This is a genomic window from Pseudomonas sp. SWRI154 (assembly GCF_014268645.1).
In the GTDB taxonomy this organism is placed as follows: domain Bacteria; phylum Pseudomonadota; class Gammaproteobacteria; order Pseudomonadales; family Pseudomonadaceae; genus Aquipseudomonas; species Aquipseudomonas marvdashtae.
Genome location: NZ_JABWQW010000001.1, coordinates 39,097 through 55,197 on the forward strand (window position 1 = coordinate 39,097; position 16,101 = coordinate 55,197).

Sequence of the window (16,101 nt, forward strand, 5' to 3'; positions counted from 1 at the left end):
CAAACGGGTTGCGCGAGGAATCGAGCAATCTGGATGACGTTCAGTCTGACTTTGAACGGAACGCATCAACGTTCAATCCGAATCGACTCATTTTGTTGTACAGCCCGCCACGTGACACGTTCAACCGTTGAGCCGCCAGGCGGATGTTCCCGCGGGTGTCCTTCAGAGCGGCGATGATTGCGTTCATTTCATGGGTCCCGAGGTCCGCAGCCGCCCGAGGCTCAAGGGCGCTGTCCCGCGCCGTCGGTGGCCGCCCCTGCTGCCTGATCTCCTGCGTAAGGTCGCCCGGCAGGATCAGTTCGCCCATCGCCAGGTTGGTCGCCCGCTCAATGACGTTTTCCAGCTCACGGACATTGCCCGGCCAGTGATAGCTGCTGAGCATCTCCAGCGTTTCCGCAGAGAGGTCCTGCATCGACTTGCGTAGCGACCGGGCACAACGGGCAAGAAAATGCCGCGCCAGCAACGGCACATCGTCGCGGCGCATCCGCAGTGGCGGCACCGTCAGGTTCAGTACGTTGAGGCGGTAGTAAAGGTCCTCGCGAAAAGCGCCCTCGGCCACCGCTTGGCTGAGGTTGCGGTGGGTGGCGGCGATGATGCGCACGTTGACCCGCAGCGATTTTTTCGCCCCCACCCGTGTCACCTCGCCTTCCTGCAGGACACGCAGCAAGCTGACCTGTGCATCAAAAGACATGTCGCCGATTTCGTCGAGGAAGATCGTCCCGCCATCGGCCAATTCGAATTTGCCCGCCGACCCACCGCGAGCCGATCCGGTGAACGCACCTTCGACATGCCCGAACAGTTCGCTCTGCACCAGGTCACGGGGAATAGCGCCGCAGTTCACCGCGACGAAAGGACCGCCACGACGGTCGCTGGCATTATGGATGGCCTGGGCGAACAGTTCCTTGCCCGTGCCGCTCTCGCCGAGGATCAGCGTGGTCGAATCACTGCGGCTGGCAATCCGCGCCAGGTGCATCGCATCTTGGATTGCCTGGGAACGGCCGAGGATGGTTTCGAAGGTGTAGCTGGCCTGGGTGCCGATGATCCGCCGGGTGATCTCCCGAATGCGTCGATTCTCACGCAACGAAACGATCCGCCCGCCTTGCTCCAGCGGGCAGACCGATACCAGGCAGGACAGATGGCTGCGGTCGTGCAGTTCAAAGGTGCAATCCAAGTCTCGCACTGTGTCCCCGCTTGCGAGCAGGACTGCATCGGTCAATTCACTCTTTCCCAGACTCTCGAACGGGCTGCCGAGCAGGTCACGGCCCACGCGAAACAGCTGTCGGGCGTAATGATTGAGCGCCTTGATGCGGCCTTGCTCATCCAAAACCACCAAGCCCTCGTTTAGTACCTCGAGCACTGTTTGCTGTTCTTCCAGCAAGGCTTGCAGCGCCATTTGCCTGGAGACCGCCTCGGCCGCGGCCTGGACGGTGCCCAGCGTATGGAAATGAAACCAGCCTGGCTCCGCCGTCAACGTCAACATACCCAGCGTCCGGCCCTGGGCATCGCGGATGGGCGCAGCGGCGCAATGCATGCGGCGCTGACGCAGGCCAAGCCCGAAGTTTTCCTCGGCCAGCACGTAGACCAAACGGTCTTCGACGATCGCCAGCCCGGTGCAATTGGTGCCCTGCACTGATTCCAACAGTCGACTGCCTATGGGAGTCAGGTCCAGGCCACAGAAGTACAAGGTGGTGCCTTCGGCATCGGTCAGGTTGATATGGCCCCTGGGGTTGTAGGCGAGCAAGCCACGCATGACTTGCGCCGCCGCGGCGATCAGCGGCCAGTGTCGCGGTCAGGGCGGCGGGCGCGACAAAACGATACTCGCCGTCTTCCGGATCCAGGCCGGCACCGAGGCTGCGCAACCAGGACTCCCAAACCACTCGCCTGATCCCGCTGGGCCGATGAGTCTCACCCTCCAGGCACGCGCGCCAGGCCTCATCCAGCGCAGTACCTGGCCCTTCGTTCAAGGACGCTGGGCCAAGCGCGGTGAGGTAATCGCGGTCTTCGTCGGTCAACGCTGCGGGCTGCTCGTTCATTGTCCGGCTCAATGTCCATATTTTCGACATGTCAGTATAGACATGTCATGGAAATGAACATCGACTCCAGTACAACCACCGAAAATCCCCTTTTATTTCAACGATTTAACTATTGGCACAGCACTTGCTCCTTGCCTGGACAGACGAGGACATTCATACCGCCGAGTCGTAAAAACAATAAAGGGAGTCAAGTTCATGAGTACATCCAACACACTTCGCCTGGGCCTCATCGGTGCCGGCCGCATGGGCAGTTTCCACGGTTTGACCGCCGCCCGGCACATTCCCGGCGCGTGCCTCGCCGCCATCGCCGACCCTACCTCCGGCCAAGCCGCGCGCCTGGCGGCAGAGTTGGGTGTGCAGAAGATCTATACCGATCCACAGCAACTGCTTGATGACCCGGACATCGACGCCGTGCTGATTGCCGCTCCGGCGCGCAGCCACGCTGAATTGGTGATCAGTGCGGCCCGGGCCGGCAAAAGTGTGTTCTGTGAAAAACCGATGGCCATCACCCTGGACGAAGCGGACCGCGCCATCGCCGCCGCTGCCGATGCGCGGGTGACGCTGCAAGTCGGCTTCAACCGGCGCTTCGCCAAAAGCTTTCGCACCGCTCATCTGGACGTCGTGGCCGGCCGGATCGGTACGCCACAATTGCTGCGCTCGCTGACCCGCGACCCGGCGCTGAACAACCCGGCCGCGTCACCGCAATGGGTGATCTTCCTGGAAACCCTGATCCACGATTTCGACACCCTGCGCTACCTGAATCCGGGCGCCGAGGCGGTTGAAGTCTTTGTGATGGCCGATGCGCTGATCGCCCCCGCCTACAAGGACAAAGGTTTTCTCGACACCGCGGTGGTCACGATCCGTTTCGACAATGGCGCCATCGCCACGGCCGAGGCCAACTTCCAGGCCGTGTATGGCTACGATGTTCGTGGCGAAGTGTTCGGCAGCGCCGGCATGCTGACCATGGGCAACGTCAACGACTCCGACCTGCTGCGGTACCTGGCCAATGGCGTCCAGGCCGACACCCAGCGCATGGACACCGACTTGCTGCGGGATGCCTATGTGGCCGAGCTCAACCACTTCGTCAGCTGTGTGCGCAGCGGCGATAAACCGCTGGCCAGTGGTGAGGATGCCCGGGCGGCGCTGGCCATTGCCCGCGCCTGTATCGAGTCCTTCCAACAGGGCAAGACGGTGCGTGTGCAAGGAGCGCTCTCATGAGTTTCACACCGTTCAAGCTGGCGATCAGCGCCGAGATGGTCTTCCTCGACCTGCCCTTCGTCGAGCGGGTCAAGCGCATCCACAGCCTGGGCTTCAGCGTCGAGATATGGAACTGGACGAACAAAGACATCCAGGCCCTGGTGGCGACCGGCGCGGATTTCACCTCCATGACCGGCTACATCGCGGGCAACCCGATCGATCCCGAGGGCATCCGGCAACTGCTCGACAGCGCCAGGGAATCCTTGGCCGTCGCCACTCAATTGGGTTGCCCAAGCCTGAACCTGCATGGTACCGGCCTGGATGGTCAAGGCCTGCCGGTCAAACCCGTGATCCAGACCACTGGTCGCATGTGGTTGAGTGCCTGCAAGACGCTGGAAAAAATCGCCCGCCTGGGCGAAGACGCGGGTCGGGTATTCCTGCTGGAAAACCTCAACACCGAAGTCGACCACCCCGGCACACCGTTCGCCCGCGCTGACGAGACCCTGGCGCTGATCGAGGCTGTGGGCAGCCCGCACCTGAAGATGAACCTGGACCTCTATCACGCACAGATCGGCGAAGGAAACCTGATCGAACTGATCCAGCGTGCCGGCAGCGCCATCGGCGAAATCCAGGTCGCCGACGTCCCGGGTCGCATGGAGCCCGGCACCGGCGAAATCCATTACCCGGCCATTGCCAGGACCTTGTTTGGCATGGGATACAGCGGTGTCGTCGGCCTTGAAGGCTGGGCCAGCGGTGACAGCGAGGTCGCGCTTGAGCGCTTCAGGCAGGCCTTCACACTGGATGGATGAGGCCCGCAATGTAATCAGCACAAACGGCAATTTCTTCTCTTGATGACGTTTCAACTCATAACAACAAAAGGAAAACCATCATGCGTCGTTGCACACTGCTTTTCGCCACCCTGCTATCGCTCTTCAGCCAATGGGCCGCCGCCGACTATCGCATCGGCGTCAGCATCGCCAGGGTCGACGACAACTTCATGACCTACGTGCGTAACGGCCTGGATGAGGCTGCGAAAAAGGAAAACGTGCAGATCCAATTCGAGGACGCCCAGGGCGACGTGGTGCGACAGCTCAACCAGGTCCAGGGTTTTATCAATCAAAAAGTCGACGCCGTTATTGTCCTGCCGGTGGACACCTCCGCCACGGCCAACATCACCCGCGCCGCGGTCGAAGCGAAGACGCCTCTGGTCTACGTCAACCGTCACCCGGACGAGCGCACCTTGCCCAAAGGCGTCGTCACCGTGGCCTCCAATGACATTGAGGCCGGGCAGTTGCAAATGCGCTACTTGGCCGAAAGGCTCGGCGGCAAGGGCAACCTCGCAATCATCATGGGTGACCTGGCGCAAAACGCCACCCACGACCGTACCGAAGGGGTCAAACAGGTGCTCAAGGATTATCCCGGCATCAAGATCGTCGAGCAGCAAAGCGCCGAATGGCAACGTAACAAAGGCATGGACTTGACCAGTAACTGGCTATTGGCGGGCAGTCGCTTCGATGCAATCGTCGCCAACAACGACGAAATGGCCATTGGTGCGGCCATGGCCTTGCAGCAGGCTGGCAAAGCCAAGGGCGAGGTCGCGATTGTCGGCATCGACGGCTTGCCGGACGGCCTGGCGGCGATCAAGCGTGGGATGCTGGTCGCCTCGGTCTTCCAGGATCCCAAGGCCCAGGCGACCAGCGCGGTGCAATCAGCACTCAAGATGATCAAGGGCGAACCGGTGGAAACGGACGTCTGGGTGCCCTTCCAGTTGATCAAGCCTGAGCAATTGGCGGTGTTTGAACAACATTACAAATAACCAAAAAGCTCAAGTACCCACCCGGGTCCAGAATGCTTCGGCCGATTGACTGAGCGGTGCCGTTGGACGGGTCAGATGAATTTCCAGCGGTATATCCCAACTTTCGTCGAGCGCCCTGACCAAGCGCCCATCGAGCATTTCTTGTTCGGTGAGGCTCTTGGGCAGCCAAGCCACCCCTTTGCTTTCCAGGGCCATAGACATCAGCACCGCTGCCAGGTGGCTGCTGAAAAGGGGCTTGAGGTGAAGGTAATCTTCTTTGCCTCGCAGCCTATGGGCGACGATACGTCCCAGTCCGGACTCGTGGGTGTAGGCCAGGTAGGGCAATGCCGCGGGCGAGGTGCCGAATTGGGCGGACGCACTCGCTAGCGGGATAAGCACGTCTTCACCGACCTTCTTGCCGACGAACTGATCAGGGGCCAGCAGAGGCGGAACGTCGGGATGGCGATGGCAGAGCAGAAACTGCACCTGGCCATGGATCAGCATCTGCTCGCAGACGGCCATGCTGTCTGAATGCAGCTGCACAGCCTCAATGGGCGCACCGTTCTCCGAGCTTCGAAGCCACTTGGGAAAAAACGTAAACGACAACGAATGGGTGGCCGCGAATTGCAGCGACCTGGCGGTCATTCCGGCGATCTCTTGAGCCTCGCTGCGGATTCTGTACAAGCGCCTGGCCGCCTCCTGGGCACTGGGCAGAATTTGCCGCCCTGCGTCAGTCAGCATCGCGCCTTGAGGCGTACGGACGAACAATTGCACGCCCATCCAACTCTCCAGCGAGCGCACTCTGCGACTGAATGCCGGCTGGGTAACATGCCGCGCCTCAGCCGCCCGAACAAAGCTGCCGTACTCCGCAAGCGCTGAAAAGTCTTCAAGCCAAACCAGTTCCAAGGGCCATGCCTCCTGTGCATAGGGTGCGGCATTAATAGCATTGGGCGGGTGACATCTCAACGCATAACGTGGGGCTGCAAATAACAAGAGGAGCCCACCATGCGTATCGTAGACATTCGTGAAAAAACCGTTTCCATCGCCTCGCCCATTGCCAACGCCTATATCGATTTTTCGAAAATGACCTGCTCGGTTGTCGCTGTCGTCACGGATGTGATTCGCGACGGCAAGCCGGTCATCGGCTACGGCTTCAATTCCAACGGCCGCTACGGTCAAGGCGCGCTGATGCGTGACCGCTTCCTGGCGCGTATCACCGAAGCTGACCCGGATACGCTGGTCGACCACGAAAATAACAACCTGGATCCGTTCGCCATCTGGAAAACCCTGATGACCAACGAAAAGCCAGGCGGTCATGGCGAGCGCTCGGTCGCAGTGGGCACCATCGACATGGCTGTGTGGGATGCGGTCGCCAAGATCGAAGGCAAACCGCTCTATCGCCTGTTGGCGGACCGTTACCGTAACGGCGAGGCAGACGACAAGGTCTGGGTCTACGCGGCGGGCGGCTACTACTACCCTGGCAAGGATCAGACCAAGCTCAAGGCAGAAATGCAGAGCTACCTGGATCGTGGCTACGACGTGGTCAAGATGAAGATCGGTGCGGTGCCGCTGGATGAAGATATCCGGCGCATCGAAGCGGTACTCGAAGTGGTCGGAGACGGTCGTCGACTGGCGGTCGATGCCAACGGTCGCTTCGATCTCGAAACCGGTATTGCTTACGCCGAAGCCATCAAGAAATACAACCTCTTCTGGTACGAAGAAGTGGGTGATCCGCTGGACTATGCGCTCCAGGCCGAGCTCGCCAATCACTATGAATTGCCCATGGCCACCGGGGAAAACCTGTTCTCCCACCAGGACGCCCGCAACCTGCTGCGCCACGGCGGCATGCGCCCTGATCGCGATTATCTCCAGTTCGACTGCGCGCTGTCTTACGGACTCGTGGAGTACATGCGCACCCTTAAAGTGATGGAGGAAATGGGTTGGTCGTCGCGCCGCGTCGTGCCTCACGGTGGTCACCAGATGTCCCTGAACATCGCCGCGGGCCTGCACTTGGGCGGCAACGAATCGTATCCCGACGTGTTCCAGCCTTTTGGCGGCTTTGCTGACGGTATTCGCGTCGAAAATGGCTACGTCGGCCTGCCGGATATTCCAGGTGTCGGCTTCGAAGCCAAGTCCGCTTTGTACGCGGTAATGCGCGAGTTGGGCGAGGGCTGATCACTCTTGATCTGCGGCCTCTTTTAAAGAGGCCGCAGCATCAGGCGCCACCCACCAACGCCAAACCACATGCCCATCACAAAAATAAAATGAGGTGCTTGCGTGAAAATCTCCCAGTCCCGCTGGTACAGCCAGCTATATGTGCAAGTGCTGATCGGTATCGTGATCGGTGCAGCAATCGGTTACTTCATGCCCAATATCGGCGCCAAGCTCCAGCCCTTCGCCGACGGCTTCATCAAACTGATCAAGATGCTGTTGGCGCCGATTATTTTCGGCACGGTGGTTGTCGGTATCGCGAAGATGGGCAGCATCAAGGAAGTCGGACGGATTGGCGTAAAGGCGCTGATCTATTTCGAGATCCTTTCGACCATCGCCCTGGTCATCGGCCTTATCGTGGTCAATGTCGTGAAGCCTGGCGTGGGTATGAACATCAATGCTGGCGCGCTGGATGGCAGCGCCATCAGCAAATACAGCCAGGTCGCGAGTGAGCAAGGCGGCACCGTTGAGTTCTTCCTCAACATCATCCCGCAGACCTTCGTCGGCGCATTCTCCAATGGCGTCATGCTTCAGGTCATCCTGCTGTCGGTGTTGATGGGGGTTGCCCTGGTTCAAATGGGCGAAACCAGCAAGCCGCTGATCAACACCATCGATCTGTTCCTGCAAGGTCTGTTCAAGATCGTTGCAATGGTCATGCGCCTGGCGCCGATTGGTGCCGGTGCCGGCATGGCTTTCACCATCGGCAAATACGGGATTGGGACCTTGCTGTCGCTCGGTCAGTTGCTGGTCGCGCTCTACATCACCACCTTGTTTTTCATCGTCGTCGTGCTGGGCACGGTTGCTCGATGGTCGGGCATGCCGCTGATGCAATTTCTTCGTTATTTCAAGGATGAAATTCTCATCACCCTTGGCACTTGCTCCACCGAAGCCGTGCTGCCGAGAATGATGGTCAAGCTTGAAAAACTCGGCTGCAAAAAATCCGTGGTGGGCATGGTGTTACCCACCGGGTACACCTTCAATGCGGACGGCACCTGCATCTATCTGACGATGGCCGCCATCTTTATCGCCCAGGCGACCAATACACCGCTGACCTTTGTGGATCAGATGATCCTGCTGGGCGTGTTCCTGCTGACCTCAAAAGGCTCGGCTGGCGTTGCAGGTGCGGGTTTCGTAACGCTCGCTGCGACGCTCACAACCATTCACTCAATCCCTCTGGTAGGCCTGGTTCTGCTGCTGGGCATCGACCGGTTCCTGAACGAAGCGCGAGCCGTAACCAACTTGATCGGTAACGGCATCGGCACCATCGCCATTGCCAAGTGGGACAACTCTTTTGACGTCGAGGCCTGCGAGCGTGAAATCGCTGCCATGAAACACGACAAGGCGGCACGAAAGGCATTGATGGCGCAGAAGTAACCAGCGCGACGACACTCCGGTCATCGCGTTTCAAACACGGCGATGACCGGTGGGGGTTTCAGGTTTCGTTCAAGGCTGGACCGCAGGGACCGCCGTCACCTGCATTTGCCTTCAGCTCCGCGAGAGGTTGACACAAACTGTAGTGACCACTATAGAATGTGCGTTATGTAGTGATTACTACATAACGATATGCAGGTTTTACGACCCGCTACCCGTCATGGGGCAAAGCCATTTCCCCATTCTCAACAGGAGCCGCACCATGAGCAACCCGACCTACGTCCAGGACTACAACGCAATTGTCGCCGTGCTGAACCAGTACAACGAAGGTGGCAAACAGGCAAAAAGCAGCATCATGAAACCTGCCTTCAACGAGCAGGCGACGATCTTTGGCGTAGACGCCGAGAGCAAACTGACCGGCGGCCCGATTCAAGGCCTGTTCGACATCATCGACAGCGCGTTCCGTCCGTCCCCTGAGGCCCTGGGCGCCATCGTCAACGTCGACATCGTCGGCACCGCCGCCAGCGCGCGCGTCGATACCAACGACATCTCCGGGTTCTGCTTCACCGACTTCTTCAACCTGCTGAAGGTGGAAGGCAAGTGGACGGTCGTCAGCAAGATCTACCACACCCACGTAGCCCCTTGAGCCACGCCGCTTTCACAGCGACGCGTTGACGCCACCGACTCCCTGATCATGGCTAAGCGACCCTTGTCGCCGCCATGCTCTTACGGACTCATTGGACGACTGGTCTATTTATATGAGCATTTGCATGACAGATAACAGCAACCGTACTGACTTGTTCAAACCGACGCGCTTTGGCGCGATTCAAGTCGCCAACCGCATTGTGATGGCGCCCGTTACCCGCAGCCGCTATGGCGAAGATGGCGTTCCCAACGAGCTGCACGCCGAGTACTACGCCCAGCGCGCCACCGCGGGACTGATCGTCGCCGAAGCCACGAATATCTCCGCTCAAGGTCGCGGTTATGCCGCAACGCCGGGCATCTGGAGCAACGAGCAGATTGCCGGCTGGAAGAAAGTCACCGATGCGGTGCATGCCGCTGGCGGCAAGATCGTCAGCCAACTCTGGCATGTGGGACGTTTTTCCAGCGTGGAGTTACAGCCGGAGGGGGCGGCACCGGTCGCCCCTTCCGCAATCCAGGCTGAAGGCGATACCTACACGATGAACGGTTTTGTTCCGGTATCGATGCCGCGCGCCTTGGAAACCGACGAAATCCCAGGGATCATCGAGCAGTACAAACGCGCCGCCGAGAATGCCAAACGTGCCGGTTTTGATGGCGTTGAAGTGCACTCTGCCAACAGCTACCTGTTGGACCAGTTCCTGCGCGATTCCACCAACCATCGCACCGACGCGTATGGCGGCTCGATCGAGAACCGGGCCCGGCTGACGCTGGAAGTGACTGCTGCGATCGTGAAAATCTGGGGCAGCGAACGTGTCGGCATCCGCTTGTCGCCGGTCACTCCAGACGCCGGAAACACGCCGCCCGACAGCAACGTGATGGCGACGTACGGCTACCTGATCCAGCAACTCAACGCGTTCGGCCTCGCCTACCTGCACTTTGTCGAAGGCGCTACCGCCACCACCCGCGAAGTGCCTGCCGGCGTGGACATGGATGCCCTGAGCGAGCAATTCAAAGGCGCCTTTATCGGCAACAACAACTACGACCTGGAGATGGCAATCGAGCGCCGCGCACAAGGCAGGATCGACGCCGTCGCGTTTGGTCGCCTGTTCATTTCCAACCCCGATCTGGTCGAGCGCCTGCGCCGTGGCGTCGAACTCACCATTGCGCCGCGAGAGTCGTACTACGGCGGTGGCGCCAAGGGCTACATCGACTGGCCCGTCGGCGACTACTGATCACGTAGCAATACCGCGATCATGCGCCTTCCTTTGCTTCGACATTCATTGCTTCGCCGATGGCATGGAACTGGCCACCGGCGACGTAATGCAGGCTACGCAAATCCGGATCGGCGGCTTCAAAGTATAGGTCTCGAATCCCTTAGCTGAATCAAGGCTGTGATCAGTCATGTAGGCGCCTGGGCGACCTGTCGTGCCGCCCGGCGCTCGCGCAGGGAACGGGACATTTTGTGTATCATCAGCGCTGAAAAACAGCTTCCCAGGCGAAACCGTCTGCCGACACGTCTTAAGGTAGTCAGCCCCATGACCGATTCCACCTCACGCCCTGTTCCTCGCAGCAAAGGGCGCCCGCGCACGTTCGACCGTGATCAGGCACTGCTGCGGGCCCTGACGGTGTTCTGGAAACGCGGGTACGAGCCAGCCTCGGTGACAGAGCTATGCGCGGCGATGGGCATCAATCCGCCCAGCCTCTACGCAGCGTTTGGCAACAAAGCCAAATTATTCCTGGAAGCCGTCGAGCACTACGAGACTACATTCTGGGACGCCACGTGGGAACGCATGGACAGTGAACCGGACGTGGTGCGTGCCATCCGCGACTTCTTTCATACCTCCGCGTCCATCCTGACCGAGCCTCTGGCCCCGTGTGGCTGCATGGTGGTGCTCGCAGCCGTGAACGTGTCGGACGATGCCGGAGAGGTCCCGGCGGCCCTCAAGGCCTTGCGCCAGGAAGGTCGTGACTGTCTGCAACAACGCTTGGATCGCGCGGTCGACGACGGGCAACTCAAGCCCGGGACGGATACCCGCATCCTCGCCTCTGCGTTGAATACTTTGCTTGAGGGCATGTCGTTGCAAGCCCATGACGCCGCCAGTCGGGAAGACCTGGAGGGCATCGCCGCAACCGCGGTGGCAATGCTCACCCCTGCCCTCGCCGAATCGCAATAAAGCCATCAATGGCCACGCGTCCGGTCACCGTTTCAGGGCCTCCCCGCCAACAAAAAAACAAATGTATTTACGGCCGAAACATCATTAATCTTTGACCATGATCAAAGAACTGAAAACATTCATTGCCGTGGCGAGAGAAGGCACCTTCGCCGCGGCCGGCAGCAAGATAGGGCTCACCCAGGCCGCTGTCAGTGCGCAAATGCAACGCCTTGAGGCAGAGCTCGGCGTCGAGCTGTTTGACCGCACAGGACGGTCCGCCCAGCTCAACCGAATGGGGCAACAGGTGCTGCTGCAAGGGCAGGACCTGGTGCGTCAGTTCCAACATTTGGGCACGACAAACGTCGGGCTGCCCACCAGCGTCCTGGTAACGATTGGCGCGATTGCCTCTGTGCAACGCTCATTCCTACCGCAAGCGCTTGCTCACTTTCATCAGCAGTTTGCGCAGTGCAGGACACGTGTCATTCCGGGTCTTTCCATGGATCTGGTCAATCAGGTGGATGCCGGTGAAATCGACATGGCAGCGATCATCCGCCCGCCCTTCTCGCTTCAAAGTGACTTGCGCTGGACAACGTTGACACGTGAACCCTATCGCCTCATCGTCCCGGCCGATATGCCGGGCGACGACTGGTCGGAGTTGGTGTCAACCCAGCCATTCATTCGTTACGACCGATCTTCTTTCGGCGGCCGGCAGGTAGACCGCTTCCTGCGACAAACCCACGTCGTATTGCATGAAGTGTGCGAGCTCGACGAGCTGGATGCGATCGTCAAGCTGGTGGCCAACGGCGTCGGCGTGGCCCTGGTGCCCGAAACCGCCACCCTTCAGGAATGGCCGGCAGAGGTCCGCGCCATTGACCTGAAACAGCGCACGTTCCACCGCGATATCGGCCTGGTACATCGCGCCCGCCGCAGCCTCACCGAACCGGTAAAAGCGCTGGTCCAACTGATTACCGAGCAGGCTCTGAAGAAACCTTGACGCCTCCCCCGACAACCAGACGATAAGCGCAGCCCGCTATCGACAGTATTATTTCGCGAAGAGCTGACTCATATCCTTGAACGCCTTGAACTCAAGCGCGTTACCGCAGGGGTCGAACAAGAACATGGTCGCTTGTTCGCCGACCTGCCCCTTGAAACGAATGTAGGGCTCAATCACAAACTCGGTGCCAAAGGACCTGAGACGCTCAGCCAGGGCCTCCCATTGCGCCCACTCGAGAACAATCCCGAAATGCGGAACCGGTACGTCGTGACCATCCACCGGGTTACTGTGGACACTCTCTTGAGAAGCGGTCTTCGGGTGTTCGTGGATCACCAATTGATGGCCGTAGAAATCGAAATCGACCCATTGGCTGCTGGAGCGCCCTTCGCAAAGGCCAAAGACTTCTCCGTAGAAGGTGCGGGCTGCAGCGAGGTCATAAACCGGGATTGCAAGATGGAAAGGAGAAAGACTCATCAGGGCTCCGATACAGCTATTCATGGTTTTGTGAGATTGGGCATCGCACGCGTTGCCCAACTTTTCTTGTAGGTGATTTATGCTAAAGCCGCACCACTCTAGAAAAAATCAATATAAATTTTTCAAAAGCACAATTTTTATTTGTACTCAAGTGCGTGAGCATTCATAGGAGCTGTGACGTGAGTGTCGATATCGATTGCGTGGTGGTGGGTGCGGGCGTGGTGGGGCTTGCTGTCGCGCGCGAAATGGCCCGGGCCGGCAACGAAGTGCTGGTGATCGAAGCCGCGGGAGCCATCGGTATTGGCACAAGCTCGCGTAATTCGGAGGTCATCCATGCGGGGATCTATTACCCCCCCGGGAGTTTGAAAGCCCGACTCTGCGTCCAGGGCAGGCATGCGCTCTACGCCTATTGCGACGGCCACGGAGTCAGTACGCGTCGAACGGGAAAACTGATAGTCGCAAACACTGCCGCGCAAGTAGGCCAGCTCCAGGTATTGCTCCAGCGAGGGAGTGAAAACGGTGTAGATGATCTGCGCCTGCTGGACCGTCCTCAGGCCACCGCTCTGGAACCGGCCCTTGAATGCATTGCTGCGTTGTACTCACCTTCGACTGGCATCGTTGATTCCCATGCGCTGATGCTGGCGCTGCAAGGGGATTGCGAGGCAGCCGGCACCAGCATCGCGTTCCATGCCCCATTGCTCGCTGCGAAAGTGACCGCCGACGGTTTTCTCCTTGACGTCGGTGGGGAGGCTCCCATGGCACTCGCCTGTCGCCAACTGATCAATGCGGCGGGCCTCCAGGCCCCGGCATTGGCGCGGCGCATCGTTGGATTGGCGCCCGACGCGGTGCCACGTGACTATTTGTGCAAGGGCAGTTACTTCAGCGTGTCAACGCCTGTGCCCTTCACGCACCTGATCTACCCGGCACCGGAAGCCGACGGCCTCGGGGTGCACATGACCATCGATCTGGGCGGGCAGGCACGCTTCGGCCCGGACACCGAATGGATCGAAACCGAGGATTATCAGGTCGATCCGGCTCGCGCAGACGGCTTCTATCCAGCCATTCGCAATTACTGGCCCGGCTTGCCGGACGGCAGCCTGCAACCTGGCTATAGCGGGATTCGCCCGAAGATCTCGGCGCCTGGCGAGCCTGCCTGCGATTTCCTGATCAGCAGTCCGCACGAGCATGGCGTTGCGGGGCTGATCAACTTGTTCGGCATCGAGTCCCCCGGGCTGACGTCGTGCCTGGCCATCGCCAAGCACGTTCGCGAGCTGATCGAGCGTTAAAGCGGCCAGACGTGACGGTCCACGGAGCACACATCGGCGCCCGGACTGGTCGACGGGCGAGGACCTGCTATGGTGGATACAGGCCTGAGTAGTTGCGATTCCATATGTATTCAGGTTCGTGCAGGGAGTGACGAAGTTGGAAGCAGTGGAACTGCTCGCTATTGATGAATTGGCCACATCATCGCCACGTGGCGAGTGTGATGTGATCATCGTCAATTACAACGCTGGTGAATACTTGCTGGAGTGCGTGGAGTCGGCGTTTGCCGCCGGTGCGTCCAGGGTGATCGTGGTGGACAACGACTCTCGCGATGACAGCCTGAAGCTGCTTGAACGAACCCACGCGGCTGGCGACTCGCTTCATATCCTGCGCAATGCCGCCAACCTCGGCTTCGCCGTGGCGTGCAACCAGGGTGCCCGCCTGTCAGCGGCGCCCAATTTATTCTTCTTGAACCCGGACACGGTACTGGCCGCTGATGCGCTAAGCCGTTTGCTGCTGACGCTGCGCAGCTCGCCGGAGGTTGGCATGGTCGGGGGGTTCCTGTGCAATCCGGACGGCAGCGAGCAAGCCGGTGGACGACGGGTGTTCCCGACGCCAAGGCGCGCCTTCATGCGGGCTTTCGGGCTTTCTCGGCTCTCAACTTTTTTCCCGTCGGTGTTGTCGGATTTCCTGCTGCACAAAGAGCCGCTGCCCAGCGCGCCCATTGTCGTTGAAGCCATCTCGGGGGCGTGCATGCTGGTCAAGCGCGAAGCCATCGAGAGCGTCGGGTTGTGGGACGAAGACTATTTCCTTCATTGCGAGGACCTGGACTGGTGCATGCGCTTTCATCAGGCAGGATGGCGCGTTCTGTTCGTGCCAAGTGCCCGGGTCATGCATGTGTTCGGGGTCTGCAGTCGGCACCGTCCCTATTTTGTCGAATGGCACAAGCACCTGGGATTCTTGCGTTTCTATCGCAAGTTCTTCCGTCGCAAATACCCTGTCGTCCTCTGGATCAGCGTGGTGATCGGAGTCTGGTTTCGATTCATCCTGATGGTCCTTCGCCATGCGACTATGCGGCTCAAAGGTGCATGGAATCTACGATAAGGGACGTCAATTGCGGATAGGGATATTGGGCGGCTCCAGCCTCCTGGGCGAGCGCGTCCTGCCGTTGCTGGCCAAAAGCGGTCACACAACGAGCGCCTTCACCCGAGGCCTACCCAAGGTGCCCTGCTGCGGCGTGACGTGGCGAAAGGCTGATGACTGGCACGCACTGGAGCTGGATATTTTCCTGTCGTTTGCGCCCATCTGGGTGCTTGTCGATTATTTAAGGCGCCTCGCCAACACCCGCGTCAGACGCGTTGTGGTCCTGTCCTCCACGAGCCGTTTTGCCAAGCAAGCATCACCTGATGTTCGCGAACGGGAGGTGGCGCAACGCTTGATACATGCCGAAGAGCAATTCGAACAGTGGGCGATCGAACGGCAAATCGAATGGGTGATCCTGCGACCGACCATGATTTATGGCTTTGGCCGCGACAAGAATATTTCTGAGATAGCGCGGTTCATTCAACGCTTCGGTTTTTTTCCGCTGATCGGAGGCGGTACCGGGTTGCGTCAGCCGGTACATGGCGATGACGTGATCCAGGCGTGCCTGTCCGCCATCGGCACAGCTGACCTGCCCAGTGGCGGCTACGACCTTTCGGGGGGAGAAGTTCTGTCTTATCAGACGATGGTGCAACGAATTTTCCAGGCCCTGGATCGCCCTGAACGGACATTGCGCCTGCCCCCCAAGGCGTTGAGCCGGGGCGTTTCGATCATGCGCTGGCTGCCTCGCTATCGACACCTTTCCAGCGCGCTGGTGGGGCGAATGAATGAGGATTTGGTGTTTGACCATTCGGATGCCCGGGATCGGCTCGGGTTTACTCCCAGGGTTTTTCAACTGATGGCTGAGGATCTGCCTCGGCGTTGAGG

General features: G+C 59.6%; 14 protein-coding genes and 1 pseudogene. 12 read left to right on the plus strand and 3 right to left on the minus strand.

The features are described from left to right. Positions 1-40: 40 nt before the first annotated feature. Positions 41-2,033 (minus strand): annotated as a pseudogene (locus HU806_RS00180) (sigma-54 interaction domain-containing protein). A gap of 195 nt (positions 2,034-2,228) precedes the next feature. Between HU806_RS00180 and HU806_RS00185 the strand changes: the two are divergent. The 3 genes from HU806_RS00185 to HU806_RS00195 all read left to right on the plus strand — a co-directional run bounded on the left by HU806_RS00185 (position 2,229) and on the right by HU806_RS00195 (position 5,046). Further along, complete coding sequence (locus HU806_RS00185; RefSeq protein WP_186608867.1) at positions 2,229-3,251, plus strand: Gfo/Idh/MocA family oxidoreductase; 1,023 nt, start codon at positions 2,229-2,231, stop codon at positions 3,249-3,251. Continuing rightward, positions 3,248-4,039: a TIM barrel protein gene (locus tag HU806_RS00190; protein ID WP_186608869.1), complete on the plus strand. Its 792-nt coding sequence runs from the start codon at positions 3,248-3,250 to the stop codon at positions 4,037-4,039. The genes HU806_RS00185 and HU806_RS00190 overlap by 4 nt, the downstream gene beginning before the upstream one ends. An 80-nt stretch (positions 4,040-4,119) precedes the next feature. After that, positions 4,120-5,046, plus strand: coding sequence for a sugar ABC transporter substrate-binding protein (locus tag HU806_RS00195; RefSeq protein ID WP_186608871.1), 927 nt, complete (start codon positions 4,120-4,122; stop codon positions 5,044-5,046). A gap of 9 nt (positions 5,047-5,055) precedes the next feature. On the opposite strand, the gene HU806_RS00200 is transcribed toward HU806_RS00195, so the two are convergent. Beyond that, positions 5,056-5,931, minus strand: coding sequence for a LysR family transcriptional regulator (locus HU806_RS00200; RefSeq protein ID WP_186608872.1), 876 nt, complete (start codon positions 5,929-5,931; stop codon positions 5,056-5,058). Between the two features lie 99 nt (positions 5,932-6,030). Here HU806_RS00200 and HU806_RS00205 point away from each other — a divergent pair, with 99 nt between their 5' ends. The 6 genes from HU806_RS00205 (at position 6,031) to HU806_RS00230 (ending at position 12,396) form a co-directional block, all read left to right on the plus strand. Beyond that, positions 6,031-7,200, plus strand: coding sequence for a mandelate racemase/muconate lactonizing enzyme family protein (locus HU806_RS00205; RefSeq protein WP_186608873.1), 1,170 nt, complete (start codon positions 6,031-6,033; stop codon positions 7,198-7,200). Positions 7,201-7,302: 102 nt separating this feature from the next. Then, positions 7,303-8,610, plus strand: a complete 1,308-nt coding sequence (locus tag HU806_RS00210) for a C4-dicarboxylate transporter DctA (protein ID WP_186608878.1) — start codon at positions 7,303-7,305, stop codon at positions 8,608-8,610. A 259-nt stretch (positions 8,611-8,869) separates the two neighbouring features. Next, the gene (locus tag HU806_RS00215; protein WP_186608880.1) at positions 8,870-9,253 is read left to right on the plus strand and encodes a nuclear transport factor 2 family protein; all 384 of its coding nucleotides are present in this window, start codon (positions 8,870-8,872) and stop codon (positions 9,251-9,253) included. Between the two features lie 124 nt (positions 9,254-9,377). After that, positions 9,378-10,481 (plus strand): alkene reductase, encoded by a 1,104-nt coding sequence (locus tag HU806_RS00220; protein WP_186608882.1) that lies wholly within the window; start codon positions 9,378-9,380, stop codon positions 10,479-10,481. 303 nt (positions 10,482-10,784) lie between these two features. Beyond that, on the plus strand, positions 10,785-11,423 hold the full coding sequence (locus tag HU806_RS00225; protein WP_186608884.1) for a TetR/AcrR family transcriptional regulator: 639 nt from the start codon (positions 10,785-10,787) through the stop codon (positions 11,421-11,423). A 97-nt stretch (positions 11,424-11,520) separates the two neighbouring features. After that, positions 11,521-12,396 (plus strand): LysR family transcriptional regulator, encoded by an 876-nt coding sequence (locus HU806_RS00230; protein ID WP_186608886.1) that lies wholly within the window; start codon positions 11,521-11,523, stop codon positions 12,394-12,396. 48 nt (positions 12,397-12,444) lie between these two features. On the opposite strand, the gene HU806_RS00235 is transcribed toward HU806_RS00230, so the two are convergent. Continuing rightward, on the minus strand, positions 12,445-12,870 hold the full coding sequence (locus HU806_RS00235; protein WP_186608895.1) for a VOC family protein: 426 nt from the start codon (positions 12,868-12,870) through the stop codon (positions 12,445-12,447). A 179-nt stretch (positions 12,871-13,049) separates the two neighbouring features. Between HU806_RS00235 and HU806_RS00240 the strand changes: the two genes are divergently transcribed. The 3 genes from HU806_RS00240 (at position 13,050) to HU806_RS00250 (ending at position 16,099) form a co-directional block, all read left to right on the plus strand. Further along, positions 13,050-14,156: an FAD-dependent oxidoreductase gene (locus tag HU806_RS00240; RefSeq protein ID WP_186608897.1), complete on the plus strand. Its 1,107-nt coding sequence runs from the start codon at positions 13,050-13,052 to the stop codon at positions 14,154-14,156. A gap of 145 nt (positions 14,157-14,301) precedes the next feature. Next, on the plus strand, positions 14,302-15,237 hold the full coding sequence (locus tag HU806_RS00245; protein WP_346657139.1) for a glycosyltransferase family 2 protein: 936 nt from the start codon (positions 14,302-14,304) through the stop codon (positions 15,235-15,237). After that, positions 15,197-16,099, plus strand: coding sequence for an NAD-dependent epimerase/dehydratase family protein (locus HU806_RS00250; protein ID WP_186608901.1), 903 nt, complete (start codon positions 15,197-15,199; stop codon positions 16,097-16,099). Before HU806_RS00245 ends, HU806_RS00250 begins: the two co-directional genes overlap by 41 nt. Positions 16,100-16,101 lie beyond the last annotated feature (2 nt).

Bases quoted from the DNA above. Each gene is read 5' to 3' on its own strand.
- HU806_RS00190 (WP_186608869.1), top strand. From the start codon at position 3,248: ATGAGTTTCACACCGTTCAAGCTGGCGATCAGCGCCGAGATGGTCTTC.
- HU806_RS00250 (WP_186608901.1), top strand. From the start codon at position 15,197: ATGCGACTATGCGGCTCAAAGGTGCATGGAATCTACGATAAGGGACGT.
- HU806_RS00215 (WP_186608880.1), top strand. From the start codon at position 8,870: ATGAGCAACCCGACCTACGTCCAGGACTACAACGCAATTGTCGCCGTG.
- HU806_RS00185 (WP_186608867.1), top strand. From the start codon at position 2,229: ATGAGTACATCCAACACACTTCGCCTGGGCCTCATCGGTGCCGGCCGC.
- HU806_RS00195 (WP_186608871.1), top strand. From the start codon at position 4,120: ATGCGTCGTTGCACACTGCTTTTCGCCACCCTGCTATCGCTCTTCAGC.
- HU806_RS00205 (WP_186608873.1), top strand. From the start codon at position 6,031: ATGCGTATCGTAGACATTCGTGAAAAAACCGTTTCCATCGCCTCGCCC.
- HU806_RS00225 (WP_186608884.1), top strand. From the start codon at position 10,785: ATGACCGATTCCACCTCACGCCCTGTTCCTCGCAGCAAAGGGCGCCCG.
- HU806_RS00230 (WP_186608886.1), top strand. From the start codon at position 11,521: ATGATCAAAGAACTGAAAACATTCATTGCCGTGGCGAGAGAAGGCACC.
- HU806_RS00220 (WP_186608882.1), top strand. From the start codon at position 9,378: ATGACAGATAACAGCAACCGTACTGACTTGTTCAAACCGACGCGCTTT.
- HU806_RS00235 (WP_186608895.1), bottom strand. From the start codon at position 12,870: ATGAGTCTTTCTCCTTTCCATCTTGCAATCCCGGTTTATGACCTCGCT.